Below are 19,896 nucleotides of genomic sequence, written 5' to 3' on the forward strand. Positions count from 1 at the left end.
CTTTGGAATTTTCCGGCTTTAGCGAAAAGACATTAGCGTTTTTAGAGTCTATCAGGCAAAACAATAACAAAGAGTGGTTTGAGGCTCATAAGTCTGAGTACACAGACCTAATCCTAAACCCGTCTCGTGCTTTTGTAAAGGAGATGGGTGAACACCTTATGGCTTTAGAGCCTACAATCAATTTTGCACCTAAAATTAATCAATCCCTTTTTAGAATTTATCGCGATACAAGACGTATGGGTGCTAATAAGCTTCCGATTAAACACCGTATCGGTATCATATTTTGGCAAGGCAATGCCAAACGCTTACAGAGCTCGTCTTTTTATCTCCATTTTTCACCCGATGAACTTTTTGTAGCGGTTGGTGTAAGATGGTTTGAAAAGCCGATGCTTGATGCCTATCGCGGTTACATCAAAGATGATGATAAAAGAGAAGAATTAGCCGAGATCTTAGAGACAATTACTGCCAAAGGGTACAGCATAATTGAGAAAGGGTATAAACGCTATCCAAGAGGTTTTGATAAAGAGATGGAGAATGTAGAACTCTCTTTATATAAAGGGATGGCGACATATAAAACGCTTAATCCACACTTGATCGAAGACGGTGAGAAATTTATAGATACTCTTTATAAGATTTATGAAGATATGCTTCCTTTACAACAGTTTATGTATGAAGTGAGTCTGCGAGTAAAAGATGAGTAGTAAATTTTTTGATTACACTTTACCGGAACTCGATAGTGAAAATTTTACAACGCTTCTTGAACATAAAAATGTTAAAATTAGCCGTATAATAAGTAATACCTTAAAAACTGAACAGACATTTCTCAGTGATAAAGATGAATGGGTAATAGTTCTGCAAGGGTGTGCAAAGCTTGAGATGAACGGCAGCGTTCATAAACTTACAAAAGGGGAGAGTTTGTTTATCCCTGCAAATACGGAACACAAATTACTAAAAACAAAAAAAGTGGTCATTTGGCTGGCAGTTTATATCGATTAGGAAAGAGATGAAAAAAGAAGCACTATTATTACTGAACATGGGTGGGCCTAACAACCTTGAAGAGGTTGAAGTTTTTTTAAAAAACATGTTTAATGATAAAAACATTTTAACGATGAAGAGTGACCTGCTTAGAAAGTTTATCGGTGGGATGATCACATTTACAAGAACAGAGAGTTCTCAAGAGATATATAGAGAACTCGGTGGAAAATCTCCAATTGTCGGACATACAAAAAATCTTGTCAATAAACTTCAAGAGAAGCTTGGTGAGGGTGTGATCGTAGATTTTGTAATGCGTTATACCCCGCCGTTTGCAGATGAAGTGATCGAGCGGTTAAATAAAGAGGATGTGGATAAGATCTATCTTATCCCTATGTATCCACAGTACTCGACTACTACGACAAAGTCATCTTTAGAGGATTTTGAAGAGACATATCACGACAGCGAAGGTGATGCTCTTGTAGTTGAGATCAAACACTACTTTGAAAATGAAAAATACAACCAAGCGGTTTTAGAGAAGATCAAAGAGAGTGTAGGAAATGATGACTATAAAGATTTTGATATTATTTTCTCGGCACACGGACTTCCTCAAAAGATCGTAGATGCAGGTGATGTGTATGAAAAGCATGTAAATCGTCATGTAGCAATTTTAAAAGAGATGATGGCAAAAGAGGGGATGGATTTTCATGAAGTGCATCTCGCATACCAGTCAAAAGTGGGTCCTATGAAGTGGCTGGAACCATCTTTGGAAGATAAACTAAAAACTGTGCGTAACCGTGGTGTTATCATCTATCCTATCGCCTTTACGATCGATAACTCTGAAACTGATTTTGAGCTAGATATTGAGTATAGAGAGATAGCTGAAGAGTTGGGTTTTAAAGAGTATAGAGTTGCCAAATGCTTAAACGACAGTGACTTGTTCGTAGAGGCACTTTTAGAGATCTATGAGAAGATGAAATAATGCAAAAGATAGTTATATTCGATATGGACGGAACCTTGATAGATTCCAAAAAGGATATCACTATCTCGATCAACTATGTTCGAGAACTCAACCATGGTCTTGAACCGCTTAGTGAAGCCTTTGTAGTAGATGCTATAAATGCACACGAGCGAAACCTTGCAAAGATGTTTTACAATACGGAGCTTTACGAAGATCGTGATCGTGTGATCTTTGAAAAACACTATAAAGAGCAGTGTATCCAGAATCCATACCTTTATGAAGGGGTAGAGGAGCTGCTTTATAACTTAAAAGAGAATGAGGTGAAGTTATCGGTAGCGACCAATGCACCCACTATTTTTGCACAAACGATGCTTGAATCATTGAAAGTAAAAGAACTTTTTGATGTAATTATAGGTGCTGATAAAGTAAAAAAATCAAAACCCCATCCCGAGATGTTACACCATATTTTGGAAAATTATAACTACATGAACATGAGAGATCGTGCTTGGATGATAGGAGACAACTCAAAAGATATAGAAGCGGCAACCAATGCACAAATTGATGCTATATTTGCAGCATGGGGATTTTCAAGTTTTGGAAGCCATGATATTGTCGCAAAAACACCGCAAGAGGTGGCATCTATAGTTTTATAAAAAATTATGATAGAATAAGTGACACAATACAACGATATAAGGCTTATTATGTTGTCCACAGATTTTTTAGTAAGTTTTGGTTTTATGGCTTTACTCTTTTTACGACAAGTGTATATCCTCAAACAGCCAAACAAGATAAACTATGCCCCCTTAATGCTTTCCATAGGCTTTATAGCTACTATATTACATATTATTACCTCTCCTGAAGACTCAGATACTTTTACACTGTTTCGTGAATCACTCTTTCCCCTTTTAGTTTCCTTAGTACTGTTTGTGATTATGAATATTATGCACCAAACACAACAATCTACGGTTGCTAAAAATCAAGAACACTTTATAAAGGTTTTAGGAAGTGAACTCTCAGAGTTAAAGTCTTTCATCCTTGAACTGGAAAAAAGGATGACGCTTGCACAACAGGAGGATAGAACCATTCAAGAACAAAATATCGAGAAGTTTAAAAAAGATCTTGTTGCACTTGATAAGATTCAGTCCAATCAGATGAAGTTTGTAGATATGTTCGGGGATGTTGAGAACTCCTTAGGTGATGTAAAAAAAGAGTATAAGTATTTTAGTGAAGTGCAATTGCCGGAACTTGATCGCGTTGTGCATAAACATATAGATATTTTACGTGTAGCGGAGCAGGAACACTACAACAATCTAAAGTCTATTATCGAGCAGGATAAAGAGAATAAAACTAATTTAGCGCAAGATATCGAGCAAGTAAAACAAACGTTAGAAGGTTTAAAAAGTATCTCCGGCGAGATTGCAAACTCCATTATAAAACAGACTCTCTCACAACTCTCAGGCGTTACAAAGTCATATGAATCACAAATAAACTTACTAAGAACACACTCTGAAGGGATTAAGACATCGCTTAGCGAAGATGATGCCATCCTCTCAAACATACGTTCACAAAGTGAACTTTTATTGCAGCAGATAAGTTTAATGGCACGTAAAATGGCTGACTTCCAAGAAAAACAGATGGTTTTTAGCGATGTATATAAAAACATAGAGGGGTTAATCAGTGATATAGAAGCGATTAAGTCCGATTATGTAAAAGCGCAGTCTCAACTCTCTAATATCTCTTTAGAGCTTCTTGAAACAAAGGATCAAAAAGTATATGAGATGAAGAAAAACTTAGATGAGTTAAGTGAAGTTATCTCAAAGAAAATAGATGAGTCTTTAGAACAACTGCATGAGCATTATCATATAGCAAGTAAAGATATTACCCAAAGTGTACAGATGTTAACTAAAAGAGCACAGATTCAAAAAGGGTATGGAGAGAGTTAAAGTGACTTGAGAGTCACTTTAAAAATAGTTACTTTGTTTGTTCAGTATTATTTTTGTATTCAAGAAGCATCTGATCAAGAATATTAAAGAGATTTTCACTTGAATTTTCCATTTTAACAAACTCATCAATGATTGCAGAATTGTTTTTCTCATTATAGCCACCTTCTGCAATTTCTGCAGCTCTGTTTGCAGCTTCGTGTACAGTTTTATGTAAGGCTTGGAGTTTTGAAAAGGCAGATGTAGTACCACCGAATTTTGATTTAGCATCTTCTGCTTTCCAATGTGTTAAACGGCATGAACTGTGTTCACGAAGACCTTTTGGTCCATTATGTGAAATAACATTGCTAAATGCATCAGATTTAAAGAGAATATGATCGATTTTAACAAGAATTACCATTAGATTACTTTCTAGATCTTGAGAACCTTGTTTCATTGAGTTGGCATTAAGGTTAACGTTGTCCAGAACACTTTTAAAACTTTCAATCATTTGTGTAGCTTCATCAGATATAACATTCATAGTTTCTGCAGAGTCTGAAATAGAACCTGTTTCTTGTTGAAGTGTTTGTATAGAGATACTGATTTCACTTGTCGCTTTTTGTGTACGTTCAGCCAGTTTTCTAACTTCATCGGCAACTACGGCAAAACCGCGTCCGTGTTCACCTGCACGAGCAGCTTCAATAGCGGCATTTAAAGATAAAAGGTTTGTTTGTTCCGCAATATCTTTAATTAGGTTGATCACTTCACCGATCTCATTTGTTCTATGTTGGAGTGAATCAACAGCCTGATTATTGTTGTCGATCGATTCTGTTAAAATTGAGAGTTTATCGATAACTTCATTTGCTTCTTTAATACTTTGGTTTGATGCAATTGCAGTTTCATCAGCTTTCTCAGCAGTTTCATTTAATTGCTGTACACCTTCGGCAAGCTGGCTTTGAATCATACCAAAGCTTACATTTAAAGGTTTACCGGTTTTACCAAGTTCTGAAGCAAAGTTTTTTTGCTTTTGTAAAACATACTCTTGTTCCATTGCATCGATAGCTGCGTTGATCTTATCTGCCGTTTTATGGAAAGTATAGTTTAAACCGTTTGCATCGACTCTTCTAAAATATTTGTTTTTTGAAGCGTAATCGATAGCTGTATTAACTTCTCTAACAAATACTTCTAATTGATCCATAAAATAGTTTACGTCCCATGCAAGTTTACCAAGAATACCTTTTTCATCTATATTGGTAACACGGATCTCAAAATCACCCTCTAATCCGTTTTGAAAAACTTCTTGAGTATGGTGAAGAGATTTTTCCACTTTATTTAAGTAGAAAAAGATAAAGATTGCTAACAAGATATTTAAAACATTAAATGTCATTGTTAATATATGAAATTCATACATAAACGATGTGATCGCTGTTGTCGCGAAAACAGTTATTAAAATGGCAATATTTGCGTAATGGATCTTAGAGAGAGAGGATAAATTCTTCATAACTCACTCCTTTTTTTTCTAGTAAATCTGTTAAATATTTATATGATGCTTCTACACCGCTATTGTTTTCGATTTGCAGCATCTCTGAATAAAGTTTCGAAATAAACTCTATAGCTGATTTTGAAGGTTTTCTACGTACTGAAAAATAACCTATTATCTTGTCATTTTTGTCATATGAAGGTGTTACATTTGCTAAAACCCAATAGTAAGAACCGTCTTTACACAAGTTCTTAACATAAGCATTTAATTCCTCTTTATCCTGAATCGTATTCCATAAAAGTTTAAAAATAGCACGAGGCATATCGGGATGTCTTAAAATATTATGGGGTTTACCTAAAAGTTCTCCCTCTTGATAACCACTCATACGTATAAATATTTCATTACCGTAAGTAATAACCCCTTTTGGATCTGTTTTTGAAACAATGATCTCATTCTCCCCAAAGGTGATCTCATTGTTTTTAGGTATCGGTCTTGACAATTCTGCCTCCTAAATTACTTCTAATGCTGTTATTATAACATTTTTTAATATTGTTGGCGTATGGTAGACAATAATAACTAACAATGTACTTAAAGTGGTATATGCAATAAATTCTTAATATTCTTTAAAGTTGCATATGCTACTATTTTGAATATGTTTATTTTGGAGTATTGATGTCTTATAAATTAGAAAGTTCTATAGGCTACCAAACGAATTTGGTAGCTACAATTTTAAAAACAAGCTTTACCAAGTTGATTCAACCGAGGTTTGGGATTGCAGCAGAGCAGTTTGCAACCTTGAAAATAATTAACGAAGAGCAGGATGTGACGCAGACTAAAATTGCAGATCTTTTAGGTAAAGATAAAACAACTGTAGGGCGTTCTATAGAATCACTTATTAAAAAAGGTCTTTTAATCAGGGAAGAGAGTGTTATGGATAAACGCGCAAACAGAGTTTTCTTAACTCCTGAGGCAAAAGAGATTTTAGCGGGTGCCAATAAGATAGGACTTCAATACAATGAAGCATTAAAAGAGAAGATCAGTGAAAAAGAGTTAGAGGTTTATTTTAAAGTTTTAAAGACTATTTTACAAGAGAGTAAAAATATTGAACTCAATATAGAAAGAGGAAAATAAGAATGAAGTATCAATTAACAAAAGTATCTTTAGCAGTGAGTTTGTTGTTTGCAACTGCACTGACGGCACAAGAGGCAACAAAACCGGCTGCACCGGCACCAAAAGTGGATGTATATGTGGTAAAAGAGGCTAAAGAGGCTCCCGTTTCGTTAGAGTATCCAGCGCGTATAACATCTGCAAAAGAGGTAACTATTACGGCTAGGGTATCTGGTGTGTTAGAGAAGCAACTCTATACAGAGGGTTCGAAACTCTCTAAAGGTACGCCAATGTATAAAATTGAGCCTGATATCTATGAGGCGGAAGTGGCAAGTAAAAAAGCAGATTTAAATGTTGCAACTGTGCAACTTGAAAAAGCGCAAAAAGATTGGGAACGTGCAGAGGGATTATACAGCGAAAAAGCGATTAGTGAGCAGGATAAAGATACTGCATATTTCGCGTTTCTTTCGGCAAAGGCAAACGTTGATACAGCACGTGCAGAGTTACAAAAAGTGCAGGTGAATTTAAACTATACAAATGTAGTAGCGACAATCAACGGTGTTGCCGGTATGAGAATGGTTGATGCAGGCGATTATGTAACTGTAGGGACACCGCTGGTAAAACTTACACAAACAGACCCTTTATATGCCGAATTCTCTATCCCTGAGATAAGTAAGTTAAAACAGAAGTATTCACTAGTTAACGGCTCTTGGAAAGAGTTGCAAAATGCAAAACTTCAAGCTCTGCTTGTTGTAGATGGGAAAGAGTATGCAGAGAAAGGGCGTATAGATTTTATAGATACGAGTGTAGACAATGCTACTTCAACACTTAAAGCTCGTGCAGTGTTTAAAAACAAAGATGCACAGCTAATTGCGGGAGAGTTCGCAAAGTTAAAACTAATAGGTATTGTTTCAAAAAATGTACTCTTTGTACCTCAAAAAGCGGTATTGCAAAACCCTTTAGGGACAATTGTATTTGTAGTAGTTGATGGTAAAGTAGCCGTGAGACCTGTGAAGATTATTGAAGCTTCAGGGGATAAGTTTATAGTTTCAGGTGTACAACCAAAAGATGTTGTGATTGTAAACAACTTTTTTAGAATCAAGCCTAACAGCCCTGTAACTGTAGATAAAACTATTAATTCTCAGGAAAAATAATGTTTTCTAAATTCTTTATAAATAGACCGATATTTTCGGCAGTTTTATCGATCGTGATAATAATTGCCGGTTTTATCTCTATAAAATCATTACCGGTTCAAGCGTATCCGAGTGTTGTGCCTGTTCAGATCAATGTTCAAGCAGTTTACCCGGGTGCAGATGCACAGACACTCTCTAAAACAGTTGCCGCACCGCTTGAAGAGGCTGTAAACGGTGTAGACAATATGATCTATATGACATCAACGGCTTCACCGAGCGGTATCGTTACATTAAGTGTCCTCTTTAAGATAGGAACAGATCCCGATCAGGCAAACGTAGATGTAAATAACCGTGTGCAGTTAGCAATCTCTAAGCTGCCTCAATCGGTACGCGATCAAGGGGTAAGTGTAAGAAAACGCTCCCCTGATATGTTAAAAGTTTTAGCTTTTACCTCTGAGGGAGAAAAGCACGATACGATTTATATCTCTAACTACGTACTTGTAAATGTTTTAGATGATATCAAGCGTATTCCTGGAGTAGGGGATGCATATATCTTCGGAAGTAAAGATTATGCTATTCGTGTATGGATAGACCCAGACAAACTGGCAAACTATAACTTAACTATTACAGATGTAGTAAATGCTATTAAGAGTCAAAACAACCAATATGCTGCGGGACAACTAGGGCAAGAGCCAATAAACTCTCATCCTGTATATACGTATACGGTACGTGCACAAGGAAGATTACAGTCTCCAGAGCAGTTCTCAAACATTATTTTACGCTCAAATGCTGACGGCTCAGCCTTAAGACTTAAAGATGTCTCTAACGTAGAACTTGGATCTGAGTCGTACTATTTCCAAGCGACGTTTAATAAAGAACCGATGATGCCTATGGGTGTTTTCTTGGCACCGGGAGCAAACGCGTTAGAGGTTTCTGCAGCACTTGATAAAACTTTAGAGGAGCTTTCAAAAAAATTCCCTGAAGATATCAAGATAAGTGTCCCTTACGATCCGACTGAGTTTGTTGAGCAGTCGATCGAAGAGGTTATCTTTACATTGATTCTTTCAATCATTTTGGTTGTAGCTATTATTTATCTGTTTTTGGGAAATTTCAGAGCGACAATTATTCCAGTGCTTGCTATTCCGGTTTCAATCATCGGAACATTTGCAGGTTTTTACGCGATGGACTTCTCGATCAACCTGCTGACACTTTTTGGACTTACTTTGGCGATCGGACTTGTAGTTGATGATGCCATCGTTGTTATTGAAAACGTTGAAAGGATATTAAAAGAGAATAAACACCTTAGTGTTAAAGAGGCAACGACAAAAGCGATGCAGGAGATTACAGGCCCTGTAATCGCTATTGTCCTTGTTTTATCGGCTGTATTTATTCCGGCTGCATTTATGGGTGGATTTAGTGGAAAACTGTATCAGCAGTTTGCCATCACGATCGTAATTTCGGTAATGATTTCTGGAATTATCGCTTTAACATTAACACCGTCGTTATGTGCACTCTTTTTAAAACATGAAGAACCGACACCGTTTTGGCCGATCCGTAAATTTAACGAGTTTTTTGAAAAAGCGACACAGAGTTTTACATCGGGTGTACAGCGTGTTTTACGTTATAGTGTGCTCAATATTCTTCTTTTCTTTGTGATGATAGGTGCAGCGTATATGATCATGCTGCGTCTGCCGACGGGACTTGTTCCAAATGAGGATCAGGGAACTATTATGGTTATTCAAAACATGATGCCCGGAGCTTCACTTGAGCGTACAAAAGCTGTAACGGATGAAGTGAACAATCAGCTTTTAGCTGATCCGCAAGTGACAAAGTCGGCAGGACTTTCAGGACTTGATATTACAACATTTGCGTATAAAACCGACTCTGCGATCTCTTTTGTACACCTGACAGACTGGGGTGAGAGAAAAGATCCTGCATCTTCGGCTCAGGCGATTGCGGGAAAATATATGGGAATATTTTCACAAAATAAAGAGGCATTTTTATTCGCAGTAACACCGCCTCCTATCCGAGGTATGAGTACTACGGGCGGATTTGAGATGTATGTACAAGATAGAACAGGCGGCGAGCTTACAACACTTAACGGTTATGTTCAAGAAATTATCCAGCAAGCTAATAGTCGTCCTGAACTGATGGGGGTCAGAACTACACTTAACACAAACGTGCCGCAGTATATGATCACGGTAGATGAGGAGAAGGCAAAAGCACTCGGTGTAAGCGTATCTGATATCTTTACGACTTTGCAGGCGAATTTCGGGCAAAAATATGTAAACGATTTTAACCTTTTTGGACGTACATACCATGTTAATATCCAAGCCAAAAGCGAGTACCGTGAAGGAGTTGAGGATTATAAAAACGTTTTTGTAAAAGCACTCGGCGGGGCATTGATCCCAATTAGTGAGATGGTAGATATTAAACGAATTGTGGGACCTAGCATTATCCAAAGATTTAATATGTTCGACTCGGCGAAGATCTCGGGAATGGCGAAGCCTGGATTTAGTTCGGGTGATGCACTAAAAGCTATTGAAGAGGTAGCTAAAGATGTACTTCCTGAAGGTTATAGCATAAGCTGGGCAGGTACTTCATACCAGGAGAAAAAGTTAGCGGGGACTACAAATCTGGCATTTGTATATGCGATCATCTTTGTATTTTTGATTCTTGCGGCACTTTATGAGAGCTGGAGTATTCCGTTCGCCGTTATTTTAGCGGTTCCTTTTGCGTTCTTTGGAGCAGTTCTTGGGCTATGGCTGCGAGGACTTGAGAGCGATATCTATTTTCAGGTGGGACTCATCACCCTTGTGGGGCTTGCGGCAAAAAATGCAATTCTTATGGTAGAGTTTGCTATGCAGCGTCTGCGTAGTGGCTATACTCTTTTAGAAGCAACGATAGATGGTGCAAAGGTGCGTTTTAGACCTATTATTATGACTTCGTTTGCATTTATTATGGGGACATTGCCTTTAGCTCTAAGCATTGGTGCAGGGGCGAACAGTCGCCATATTATAGGGACAACTGTAGTTGGGGGTATGGTAGTACTGACTCTGATCGGTATCTTTTTCGTACCGCTGTTTTACTATCTTATTATGAGTGTAAAAAGTAAATTTTTCAACAAAGGGGACTCAGATGAAAACTAAAGTTTTACTGGCTCTTAGTGCTTCAGTTGTGCTCTTCTCGGCATGTTCATTGGCACCGGAGTATAAAAAGCCCGAGCTATCACTTCCTAGTTCACAAAAAGAGATAAATGTAAATGCCCAGTGGTTCAAAACTTTTAACGATAAAAAGCTTGACTTACTTATTGCAGAAGCGCTTAAAAACAACGATGACCTAAAACTTGCAGTGGTAAACGTTCAAAAAGCACGTGCAGAGTATGACATTAGCGATGCCGATCTTTATCCGAGTTTAGATCTTAGCGCCTCAGCGTTGAGACAAAAAAGAAGTGTCAATGCTTATCCAGGATTTTTCGGAGGTTTGTATAATGACTTCAGTATGAGTGCAAGTATGTCTTATGAGTTTGATTTCTGGGGTAAAAACTCTAATCAAAGAGATGCAAATCTGGCAAACTTTTTGGCAGTAGATGCAAATAAAGAGACACTTCGCATCTCACTCATTACAGATGTAGCGACTTACTATTTTAACCTTGTAGCTGTAGAAGAGCAACTTCAAATTGCACAAGAGAATCTAAAAAACTATGAAGCCACACTTGCTTACAGAGAAAAACAGTACAAGTACGGTGTAGTAGACGCACTGGTAGTAGCTCAGTCAAAAGCAGAGGTAGCTTCTGTAAAAACTGCCATAGATGCTCTAAACGTTACGAAAGTGAAGTCTCAGAGTGCTTTGGTGATATTACTGGGGCGTTCACCTAAAGAGATCTTTGAGAGTAGTATAGACACAAAAACAGAGTTACCGGAGTTTGTAGAGATCCCGACAACATTGCCGACAAACCTTTTACAAAACCGTCCCGACGTAAAAATAGCGGAGGAGAATTTAAAAGCAAAAACCGCACTCATCGGTGTTGCCAAAGCTGCATATTTCCCGAATCTTTCAATTACGGGTAGTTACGGTTTTCAAAGTCAGAAGCTAAGTAATCTGGCAAACAGCAACTCTCAAGTATGGGGGATCGGACCTAGTTTATATATGCCGCTATTTGACTTTGGAAGGATAGAAGCTGCTGTCAAAGTTACCAATGCGGAACAAAAAGCGGCTCTGATAGCATACGATAAGACTGTGAAAAATGCCTATAAAGAGGTGTTTGATTCACTACAATCAATTAAAGCTATTAAGTCAAAGAAAGATTCTATGGAGCAACAAGTTGATGCATATAACGAGGCCTATAGAGTAGCAAAACAAAAGTATGCAAAGGGAACAACCAGTTATTTGGATGTGTTAATAGCACAAAGTTTACTGTTGAACTCGCAACTGACATATGTAACGACAAAATCTGAACTTCTGATCGAAGAAGCGACACTTTACAAAGCACTCGGCGGCGGTTGGAGAAGTGTAAAAGATTAGTAACTTTTAAGAGTAACTTCTCTATACTAGAGTTAACTTAACTTTAGGAGAGAGAGCAGATGAGACAGTATGAAACATATAAATGCAGTGTTTGCGGGAACGAAGTAGAGGTGCAGCATGTAGGCGGCGGAACATTGGTATGTTGTGGGAAGCATATGGATTGTATTACTGATGATCTCACTGCAGTAAATCTTATGAAAGCGTTTGCTGGAGAGTCTCAGGCACGTAATAAGTATGAGTTTTTCGGTGAACTTGCTCGTGAAGCGGGATGGCATGCGATCGCGGATCATTTTGCAGAAGCTGCCATGAATGAAAAGTATCATGCAAGAGCGGAGTATGAGGCTTATAACAAACTGATGTATGGCATAGAGATGCATGAAACGCTTAAAAATCTCGATATTGCCATAGAGGGTGAGCACTACGAACACACTGAGATGTATCCGAACTTTGCCAAGATCGCAGAGGAAGAAGGGCATAAAGATATTGCGCGTCTGTTAAAAGCGATCGCAAAAGTGGAAGTGGAACATGAACGTGAATATGCCGAGCTGAAAAAGGCACTAGAGGCTGAAGGATTTTTTAACAGCAGCGAAGATGAGTACTGGGTTTGTGAAGTGTGCGGCCATGTCCATCGAGGGAAAAAACCGCCAAAAGCGTGTCCGCTTTGTAAAGTACCCCAAGAGTACTTTAAAAGGGAACATCTTTATTAAAAGCGGTAAGTTCCTTGCAAAATGATGTTTTTAATTAAAACATTTTCATTTTGTATAGGGATTTCTGTCGCTCTTTGGTAGATATATTTTGCCTGAAGAGAAAATGGATTGAAATCTTTTGTAACTCCTGCCATATAGGTTTTATTTATCTCCATAGCGTGATGTTGTACCCGAAATCCGTCATCCATAACAGCAAATACTCTTTTTCCAAACAATGCTCCGGCTCCAAAATGAAATGTTTCATACTCTGCATGTAGTTTTATACCCGCAGTAAAATACTCTTTTTGTGCATTTTTTGTAAAAGGGTTACTGTCTTTGTTATCCAAGTAGATATATTTTCCAAGAATGATCATGTTTGTACTGAAATTATCAAATCTCTTTTTTAATTTATACTGCATATCTGTTTGGTACACATTGAAATTTTTATAGTCGCTTAGATACTGGGTGATTTTAAAGGCGTTGTACTGATACCCTAAAGAGTATATGTGTCCGTTATCCACCTCCATCATAATGTTGTCATCAATATAGATATAACCGAATGAAAAACTGTTGTGATTATCTAGTTTATATCCGTATTTTGCAAAATATTTATGCACTATAAGATCTTTGTCTAAAGGGGGCTGAAAAGTATTTGTATGGGTTTTTTCATACATCACTTTGAAGTCGTGAACCTTTTTTGTATATCCTAAATATGTTGAGTATCTTGAACCTCTCTCTTTTTTCTTTGAATTCTCAAACATAAAAGTATCGTAAGTTAGTTTTAGTGTTGTATTCTGGGCAAAAAGTGTTGCACTTAAAAAGAATACAACAAGCAGAATGCTTAGTTGTTTCATAGTTGTTTATTCCTCTGTATTTATAAAAATGTTAATTTGTATTGATTAGATTAGAGGAGAAGCAGGGGGTGCGGTGCTGAAAAAGCCTTTGAAGTTTACAGCTAGAGCAATAGAAATTTCAGGCTCGATTAGCTCATAATGAAACGGGATAAAAACCGGACTGTTTTCGGAAGTATCTAAAGAGATGTTTTGAAAGTTTTTTACAACGATACAGATATCACAATCTGTATCGTCACAACTATTGTCTAAGTGAACGTGTGAAGCACTAAGGTATGATGACGCAAGAAAAAATACTAATACTATTTGAGAAATTAGTGTTAGAAACGTTTTTTTCATCATCTATCTATATAGCTTATTTTACCGGTGCGTTTTTTACGCTGTTTGCAACTGCAAGTGCTGCAATCCCGCCTTTGACAATTTGGATGTTTTTAAAACCTATTTGTTGTAATCCTGAAGCAGCAAGAAGCTCACGAGCCCCTGAATGACAAACTATTACAATCGGTTTATCAGTTGGAAGTTTATTTAGGTTTTTTTCATTAAAAAGATTTTCTAGCGGGATCTTCACAGTATTATTCGTTACAAGGCTAACAACTGAAGTTTCAGCTTCTGTACGTACATCAAGCAAGATAAAATCTTTTTTCTCACGTAACATCTTCATAACTGCATCTGCACTGACAGTAAGTTTAGACTTTGCCAGTGCTTCTTGTGTCATATTCGAATAAAATCTATCTAACTGTTTTGCTTGTGTGTTATCAAATGCCATTGCACTTACTGAAAGTGAAGCGACGGCTAAAAGTGTAATTAATCTGTTCATTGTATATTTTCTCCTTATGAAAATTATAATGTAATTATATACTCTAATGCTGTTTCATTACTTAAAGAAAATGTTTAGAGATCATTGACTACAATTCGCTAAATTTTTTAAAGGGGCTTGATGCGTTTTTTTCTTTTGTTAGTAAGTTTAGTGTCATATGCATTCTCGGTAGTTACAATTGCACCGGTTGAGATAGGAAGTAAACCGGGAGTCAGTGGATTAGTAGAAGTTTCAGTACAAAATGCTCGCGGAAATACCGATAAAGACGAATACAAAGGTGGTCTGAAAGTTCAGTATGACAATAACAGCTCTTATGTAACATGGTTACAAGCAAGTGCAAACTATGCAGAAGTTGAAGGCGTTAAAAATACAAATAAAACATATGTACATCTTCGTTATATCCATACGTTTTATAATAACAAAGATATTAACTATGAATTTTTCGGGCAGTCTCAAACAAATGAGTTTACAAAGATAAAGCACCGCTATTTATTGGGTGGCGGGTATCGTTTTCATATCTTCCATCAAATGATGGGGAAAGTGTATGTGGGAGCAGGTGCATTCGGTGAGCATATCAACTACACAACGCAGATCGATCCTCGTGAAAGTAATGCAAGAGCAAATATTTATATCTCTTATACAAACAAGTTAAGCAACGATGCAAGAATTAGTTATATCGGGTATTATCAGCCAAAAGTTGATGAGTTGAGCGACTATATAGTGACAAACGCATTGGAGTTAGAAGTAAATGTATATAAAAAGCTTTTTGTCTCTTTGAAAGTGAACTTCGATTACGATTCAAACCCTGCTCAATTTGTTGAGAAAAGAGACTTTACACAGGCAACAAGTTTAGTGTATAAATTTTAATTTATAATCTCTAGCATGTATCCTTCACCCTTTACATTACGTATGTTTTGAGACCTAAAAATTGTTTTTAGGTTTCGCATAGTCGATAAAATTGTACTATGCGAGATATCTTTTCCTTCCCATACATAGTCCCGCAGCATCTCGAAACTAACCAGGGCATTTTTATGCTTTACTAAAATATATACAAATCTCTTTTGTGTAACTGAAAGTTTTTGTATTTGTCCGTCAATATAGAGTTCTCTTTTCTCATAATCATATTCCGAAAAATTGTTGAGTTTTATTTTTTGTGTTTCAGTAACTGCTGATGCTATACGCAACATTCTGAGTTCAAGTTCAACAAACTCAAAAGGCTTTTTGAGGTAGTCTCCGGCACCGAGTTCAAATCCTCTTAAAACTTTTTGAGCATCTGTCAGTGCACTGATATAAAGTGCGGGGGTATTGATGTTGTTGTTGCGAATATATTCCAATACTTCAAATCCGTCAATTTCGGGAGTGTTGATATCGAGAATCATACAATCATAATCAGCAGGATTAGCATCTTTTAAAAGCTCTTCACCATTCTCATAGGCATCTACATCATGTCCCTTGATTGTAAAGTATTTTGTTATGTTGTTTCTTAGATGCAATTCATCTTCTAATAATAATATTTTCATATCGCCTCTTTTAGAAGCATAGAGATACAAAAAAGTTCATCTCTATACTCTGCACCGATGTAGATCTTGTTTTTTTTACAAAGGGACTGTACAAGTGCTAAACCGATCCCCATACCGAATACTTTCTCATTCTCTCTGTAGTATTTTTGAAAAATCATCTCAACATCAATATTTTGATCAACGCTGTTACATACACTGAGTTCCCAAGAAGATTCTATTTGTTCTAGGATGATTGAAACTTTTTCATTTTCCTGAGAGTATTTTAAAGCATTGGAAATTAGATTGTCTAAAACTCTTTCAATCTCTTTTTTATTGATATGTATCGTAAACTTTTCAGGGAGTGTTGTTGTAAGGGTTAATCCTCTTGATTCGGCTATAAGTTGAAAGTAGTTTACACGCTCTTGTATAAATTGAGCTAGATCAAACGTACTGACCTCTTTATCTTGATGTGCATAATCGATAGAGTAGTACATATCGTCATAAAGATTTTGGAGTGTTCTACATGCTGCTAAAGTCATCTGGGTATAGCTGTTTTTTTCATACTCCAACTCCTGCATCTGCATAGCGGAGCTGATGACACTCAAAGGTGTATAGAGTTCATGAAAAGTGTGCTCCATTACCGTTTTTAGGTTTGATAAGAGGTTTGCTTTAGCTAAATGGGTGTTGATGCGTGCTACCATCTCTTTGGGATGAAAAGGTTTTACCATATAGTCAACTGCACCTGCTTCAAACCCCTCTATAATATCTTCGGTACTATTTTTTGCAGTTAAAAAAATTACCGGAATATCTTGTGTCACTTTCTCAGCTTTGATCTTTTTGAGTGTCTCAAAACCGTTTAGATCAGGCATCATAACATCAAGTAAAATAAGATCGGGATGAAAGTGTTTTAAAGAGTTAATAGCATCGTGACCGTTTGTAGCGATACTAAGATCATAGTTATAGGGGCGTAAAACATTGGTAAAGAGTTGAAGGTTCTCTTTATTGTCATCTACAAGCAGAATTTTCGGGTTTGATGTTTCCATATAGATTAATTACTTCTTTGAGTAGCCCAATGTACAATCTCATCAAATGCAAATATGGAAGTTTTTGCTTCTAAAAAGCTTGCTAAAGGCTCTTCAACTGTTTTAATAATAGACTCTAAACAAGAGATGCGTCCCAGTTGTGCACAAGAGATTATCTTCTCCATGAGTTCAGATGAGATATCTATCTCATCATGAGAAGGGATATAAAGTGGCGCATCTTGAACTAATTGTTCTGTAGTTTCTGTTTGATAAACAGGAGTAACCTTGCCTACAATAAGTTCGCGTAATTTTAAAGCACTGCGTTCAATAGAAGCAACCATCTTGTTTTGTTCTGTTGAAAGTTCTTCATCTTGTAACATCTCGGCATAACCTAAAATAGTACCGAGTAGATTTTTCATGTCGTGTCTATGTTTTGTTTCCAAAAAAAATCCTTCTCTATTTTTAAAACGAAGAATTGTAATACATATTTTTTAAATTGCAAAACTTTTTGCATTAAAATTAGTTTTTTTGCATTCTTTTTGCATTCTTTTTGCATTCTTATCTGTTTTAATGTCGAAAATGAATTAAAAAAGAGAGAGAATGAATACTATTAAACTTCTAATCGTAGATGATGATGAAGATAATCGTTTAGTGTTAAATGCTATATGTAAAAAGCTTGACGGCTTTACGATACAAGAAGCAACAAATGGTTTAGAAGCAATAGAAACAGTAGAAGCTTGGAGTCCCGATATTGTCCTCATGGATATTATGATGCCGGAGATGGACGGGTATGAAGCATCTAAAATTATTCAAAAAATGTATCCAAATACTACCATTATCGCTATTACGGCATCAAACGATGTAAACATCCAAGCAAGAATGTATGACGTTGGGATCAATATTTATATTAATAAACCGGTTGACAGATCACTTATCCGCTATAAACTACAGAGCTTGGCATCAACTCTCAGAAAAAAAAGAGGTATCACCGAAGCACTCTCAACAAAAGATGCCCTTAACCCTTTTAACTCCGATATCCGTGCATTTAAAACTATTTTTGATATTAGCAATACGGCAGCAATTATGGATTTTGGTATGTGGCTGTTTGACCAGTATCATGACAAAACAGTAACCGGCTCTCAGAGATATGATCAAGTTTTGGAAGTGCTCTATAAATTGATGACACATGCACATCAAAACGATGAAGCGGTTACGTTAATTATTGAAGAGAGTCATGATGAGTTCTATATAAACGTACAGTTTAACAACTCTGTTTGTATCAATCCTGAAATGACACCTATGATGCAACAGCTTGGTGAAAGTTTCATCGTACATGATCAAACACTTTCATTTAAACTGAGTAAGGCGTATGAAAATGTAGAACAACAGATGATGCAAGTTAATACAATTGAAGAAAAAACGGTAACGGAAATACCGACAAAAACCTTAGAACAGGAGGTTATGACTGAGGAAATAGAGACTAAAGAAACAAGAGTTGTAAATTCTAGTGAAACAGAAATTTTACGTCAAAGCTTTGTAAATAAAACATCGGCAGCTGATTATGTAAGTGAATTGGGTGGTGATGTTTTTGAAGAGATCATGGAACTAGCCAGTGTAGATGAAGAGTGGCAGTCTCAACTAATTATTATTGAAACTGAAAAAAGCATAGAGTCTTTAACGTACTTCACAGATGTAGTATTTAGTGCTTACATCCGTGTAATCAATAATCTATTTGAGTTTAACGGGCTTGCGTATGCTCTTTCTTCATTAAGTGTGTTCTTTAATGACCATGTCGAAGATATCGTTGCAGATGAAACAAAGCTAAAAACATTAGTGATGTTGTTAGAGCATCTAGGTGAAGACTTGCGTTCATGGAAAGAGCATATCTTTGAAACACAAAGTACGGCAGATATCCATTATCTGGACAGTTCATTTTTTAGTTCATGTATGCAGATTGAAAGTATCGTTGGTGACAAAAGTCTGAGTACAGATGATGATGACGATATAGAGTTTTTTTAATAATTAAAAGGAGAGAAAAATGGGAAAAAAAGTAATTATTGTTGATGATTCCAGAGCAGTTATAGCAACTGCTGAATTAGCATTGGATGAGATTATAGGTTCGGGATTAATAGAGTTTAAATCGTATTTAAACCCTTTAGAATTATTAGAAGCATTACAAAACGGCACTGAAGATTTTGATCTGTTGATTAGCGATGTAAATATGCCTCAACTAAACGGGCTTGAGTTATCACGTCAAATCAAAGCAGATGCACGTTATGCAAATAAACCAATCATTATCTTGACAACGGAGAGCTCTAATGAGATGAAGATGACAGGAAAAGAGATAGGTGTGACAGGATGGATGGTAAAACCTTTTAATAATGAGAAATTGGTTAAATCAGTCAAAATGATTTTAGGAGTATAGATATGAATGAAAATGAAAACGGTGCGCAATCAAAAAGAGAGCGTTATCTCACTTTCTATTTGGAAAAAGAGCAGTACGGTATAGGGATCGAAAAGATTAAAGAGATTATCGCCATGATGGAGGTAACTAACGTACCAAAAACACCTGAGTATATGACGGGTGTAATCAACCTAAGAGGGACTATCATCCCTGTAGTAGATACGAGAATCCGTTTTGGGATGGAGTATCGAGAACCTGATATGCATACGGCAATTATCATCGTTGAGGTTGAAAAGGTAAGCATAGGTTTTATCGTGGACAGGGTAGAGGAAGTTTCTTCAATAGACTCTTCAAACCTAAGTGAACCGCCGAGGTTTGGAAATCAAGTAGATACGGACTTTATATGTTCTGTAGCACAGATTGAAGATAACGTAGTGATGATACTAGATGTATTAAAACTTTTTGAAGCTGACGAATTAGTTAGTTTAGAACAAATGCAACAACTTACTGAAGGAGAGTAA

The 19,896-nt window shown here is 36.6% G+C and carries 22 protein-coding genes and 1 pseudogene; 14 read left to right on the top strand and 9 right to left on the bottom strand.

The window, feature by feature from the left end; genetic code table 11:
• The first annotated feature begins 2 nt into the window (after positions 1-2).
• Genes QWY88_RS01620 through QWY88_RS01640 form a run of 5 tightly spaced genes read left to right on the top strand, consistent with a single transcriptional unit; the run spans position 3 to position 3,876 of the window.
• Entirely contained in the window at positions 3-701 is a 699-nt protein-coding gene (locus QWY88_RS01620; RefSeq protein WP_304543366.1) for a DUF2461 domain-containing protein, read from the top strand.
• Positions 694-996 (top strand): cupin domain-containing protein, encoded by a 303-nt coding sequence (locus QWY88_RS01625; RefSeq protein ID WP_304543368.1) that lies wholly within the window; start codon positions 694-696, stop codon positions 994-996. The genes QWY88_RS01620 and QWY88_RS01625 overlap by 8 nt, the downstream gene beginning before the upstream one ends.
• Before the next feature lie 7 nt (positions 997-1,003).
• Positions 1,004-1,954: a ferrochelatase gene (gene hemH, locus QWY88_RS01630; protein WP_304543370.1), complete on the top strand. Its 951-nt coding sequence runs from the start codon at positions 1,004-1,006 to the stop codon at positions 1,952-1,954.
• Positions 1,954-2,586 carry an HAD family hydrolase gene (locus tag QWY88_RS01635; protein ID WP_304543372.1) on the top strand — a complete coding sequence of 211 codons (633 nt, stop codon included), beginning with the start codon at positions 1,954-1,956 and terminating at the stop codon, positions 2,584-2,586. The genes hemH and QWY88_RS01635 overlap by 1 nt, the downstream gene beginning before the upstream one ends.
• Before the next feature lie 48 nt (positions 2,587-2,634).
• Complete coding sequence (locus QWY88_RS01640; protein WP_304543374.1) at positions 2,635-3,876, top strand: hypothetical protein; 1,242 nt, start codon at positions 2,635-2,637, stop codon at positions 3,874-3,876.
• 28 nt (positions 3,877-3,904) lie between these two features.
• On the opposite strand, the gene QWY88_RS11710 is transcribed toward QWY88_RS01640, so the two are convergent.
• The 3 genes and pseudogenes from QWY88_RS11710 to QWY88_RS01650 all read right to left on the bottom strand — a co-directional run bounded on the left by QWY88_RS11710 (position 3,905) and on the right by QWY88_RS01650 (position 5,831).
• A complete protein-coding gene (locus QWY88_RS11710) occupies positions 3,905-4,363 on the bottom strand; it encodes a CZB domain-containing protein (RefSeq protein WP_425474712.1) in 459 nt (152 codons plus the stop codon).
• A pseudogene (locus QWY88_RS01645) lies at positions 4,364-5,353 on the bottom strand (methyl-accepting chemotaxis protein); the annotation flags it as partial.
• The gene (locus tag QWY88_RS01650; RefSeq protein ID WP_304543378.1) at positions 5,328-5,831 is read right to left on the bottom strand and encodes a PAS domain-containing protein; all 504 of its coding nucleotides are present in this window, start codon (positions 5,829-5,831) and stop codon (positions 5,328-5,330) included. The gene QWY88_RS01650 and the pseudogene QWY88_RS01645, both read right to left, overlap by 26 nt.
• A gap of 173 nt (positions 5,832-6,004) precedes the next feature.
• Between QWY88_RS01650 and QWY88_RS01655 the strand changes: the two genes are divergently transcribed.
• From QWY88_RS01655 to QWY88_RS01675, 5 genes are read left to right on the top strand one after another with little or no spacing between them, the layout of a single operon-like run.
• Entirely contained in the window at positions 6,005-6,463 is a 459-nt protein-coding gene (locus QWY88_RS01655) for a MarR family winged helix-turn-helix transcriptional regulator (RefSeq protein WP_304543380.1), read from the top strand.
• A gap of 2 nt (positions 6,464-6,465) precedes the next feature.
• Complete coding sequence (locus QWY88_RS01660; protein WP_304543382.1) at positions 6,466-7,593, top strand: efflux RND transporter periplasmic adaptor subunit; 1,128 nt, start codon at positions 6,466-6,468, stop codon at positions 7,591-7,593.
• Positions 7,593-10,721, top strand: coding sequence for an efflux RND transporter permease subunit (locus QWY88_RS01665; protein ID WP_304543384.1), 3,129 nt, complete (start codon positions 7,593-7,595; stop codon positions 10,719-10,721). Before QWY88_RS01660 ends, QWY88_RS01665 begins: the two co-directional genes overlap by 1 nt.
• Positions 10,711-12,096, top strand: coding sequence for an efflux transporter outer membrane subunit (locus QWY88_RS01670; protein WP_304543386.1), 1,386 nt, complete (start codon positions 10,711-10,713; stop codon positions 12,094-12,096). The genes QWY88_RS01665 and QWY88_RS01670 overlap by 11 nt, the downstream gene beginning before the upstream one ends.
• A 59-nt stretch (positions 12,097-12,155) precedes the next feature.
• Complete coding sequence (locus tag QWY88_RS01675) at positions 12,156-12,803, top strand: ferritin family protein (RefSeq protein ID WP_304543389.1); 648 nt, start codon at positions 12,156-12,158, stop codon at positions 12,801-12,803.
• Here QWY88_RS01675 and QWY88_RS01680 read toward each other — a convergent pair.
• From QWY88_RS01680 to QWY88_RS01690, 3 genes are read right to left on the bottom strand one after another with little or no spacing between them, the layout of a single operon-like run.
• On the bottom strand, positions 12,800-13,636 hold the full coding sequence (locus QWY88_RS01680) for a hypothetical protein (RefSeq protein ID WP_304543391.1): 837 nt from the start codon (positions 13,634-13,636) through the stop codon (positions 12,800-12,802). The genes QWY88_RS01675 and QWY88_RS01680 overlap by 4 nt on opposite strands.
• Positions 13,637-13,681: 45 nt before the next feature.
• Positions 13,682-13,972, bottom strand: a complete 291-nt coding sequence (locus QWY88_RS01685) for a hypothetical protein (protein ID WP_304543393.1) — start codon at positions 13,970-13,972, stop codon at positions 13,682-13,684.
• A gap of 16 nt (positions 13,973-13,988) precedes the next feature.
• Positions 13,989-14,450 carry a rhodanese-like domain-containing protein gene (locus tag QWY88_RS01690; RefSeq protein ID WP_304543395.1) on the bottom strand — a complete coding sequence of 154 codons (462 nt, stop codon included), beginning with the start codon at positions 14,448-14,450 and terminating at the stop codon, positions 13,989-13,991.
• A 120-nt stretch (positions 14,451-14,570) separates the two neighbouring features.
• On the opposite strand from QWY88_RS01690, the gene QWY88_RS01695 reads away from it, so the two are divergent.
• On the top strand, positions 14,571-15,317 hold the full coding sequence (locus tag QWY88_RS01695; RefSeq protein ID WP_304543397.1) for a DUF481 domain-containing protein: 747 nt from the start codon (positions 14,571-14,573) through the stop codon (positions 15,315-15,317).
• On the opposite strand, the gene QWY88_RS01700 is transcribed toward QWY88_RS01695, so the two are convergent.
• Genes QWY88_RS01700 through QWY88_RS01710 form a run of 3 tightly spaced genes read right to left on the bottom strand, consistent with a single transcriptional unit; the run spans position 15,314 to position 17,414 of the window.
• Positions 15,314-15,970 carry a response regulator transcription factor gene (locus QWY88_RS01700; protein ID WP_304543399.1) on the bottom strand — a complete coding sequence of 219 codons (657 nt, stop codon included), beginning with the start codon at positions 15,968-15,970 and terminating at the stop codon, positions 15,314-15,316. The genes QWY88_RS01695 and QWY88_RS01700 overlap by 4 nt on opposite strands.
• Positions 15,967-16,992, bottom strand: a complete 1,026-nt coding sequence (locus tag QWY88_RS01705; RefSeq protein ID WP_304543400.1) for an ATP-binding response regulator — start codon at positions 16,990-16,992, stop codon at positions 15,967-15,969. Before QWY88_RS01705 ends, QWY88_RS01700 begins: the two co-directional genes overlap by 4 nt.
• Positions 16,993-16,997: 5 nt before the next feature.
• Complete coding sequence (locus QWY88_RS01710) at positions 16,998-17,414, bottom strand: histidine kinase dimerization/phospho-acceptor domain-containing protein (protein WP_304543403.1); 417 nt, start codon at positions 17,412-17,414, stop codon at positions 16,998-17,000.
• A 157-nt stretch (positions 17,415-17,571) separates the two neighbouring features.
• On the opposite strand from QWY88_RS01710, the gene QWY88_RS01715 reads away from it, so the two are divergent.
• The 3 genes from QWY88_RS01715 to QWY88_RS01725 are packed head-to-tail and all read left to right on the top strand — an operon-like array spanning position 17,572 to position 19,896.
• Positions 17,572-18,990 carry a response regulator gene (locus QWY88_RS01715; protein WP_304543405.1) on the top strand — a complete coding sequence of 473 codons (1,419 nt, stop codon included), beginning with the start codon at positions 17,572-17,574 and terminating at the stop codon, positions 18,988-18,990.
• Between the two features lie 19 nt (positions 18,991-19,009).
• A complete protein-coding gene (locus QWY88_RS01720; protein WP_304543407.1) occupies positions 19,010-19,396 on the top strand; it encodes a response regulator in 387 nt (128 codons plus the stop codon).
• A 2-nt stretch (positions 19,397-19,398) separates the two neighbouring features.
• Complete coding sequence (locus tag QWY88_RS01725; protein WP_304543409.1) at positions 19,399-19,896, top strand: chemotaxis protein CheW; 498 nt, start codon at positions 19,399-19,401, stop codon at positions 19,894-19,896.

It is taken from the genome of Sulfurimonas sp. hsl 1-7 (genome assembly GCF_030577135.1).
Classification (GTDB): Bacteria; Campylobacterota; Campylobacteria; order Campylobacterales; family Sulfurimonadaceae; genus Sulfurimonas; species Sulfurimonas microaerophilus.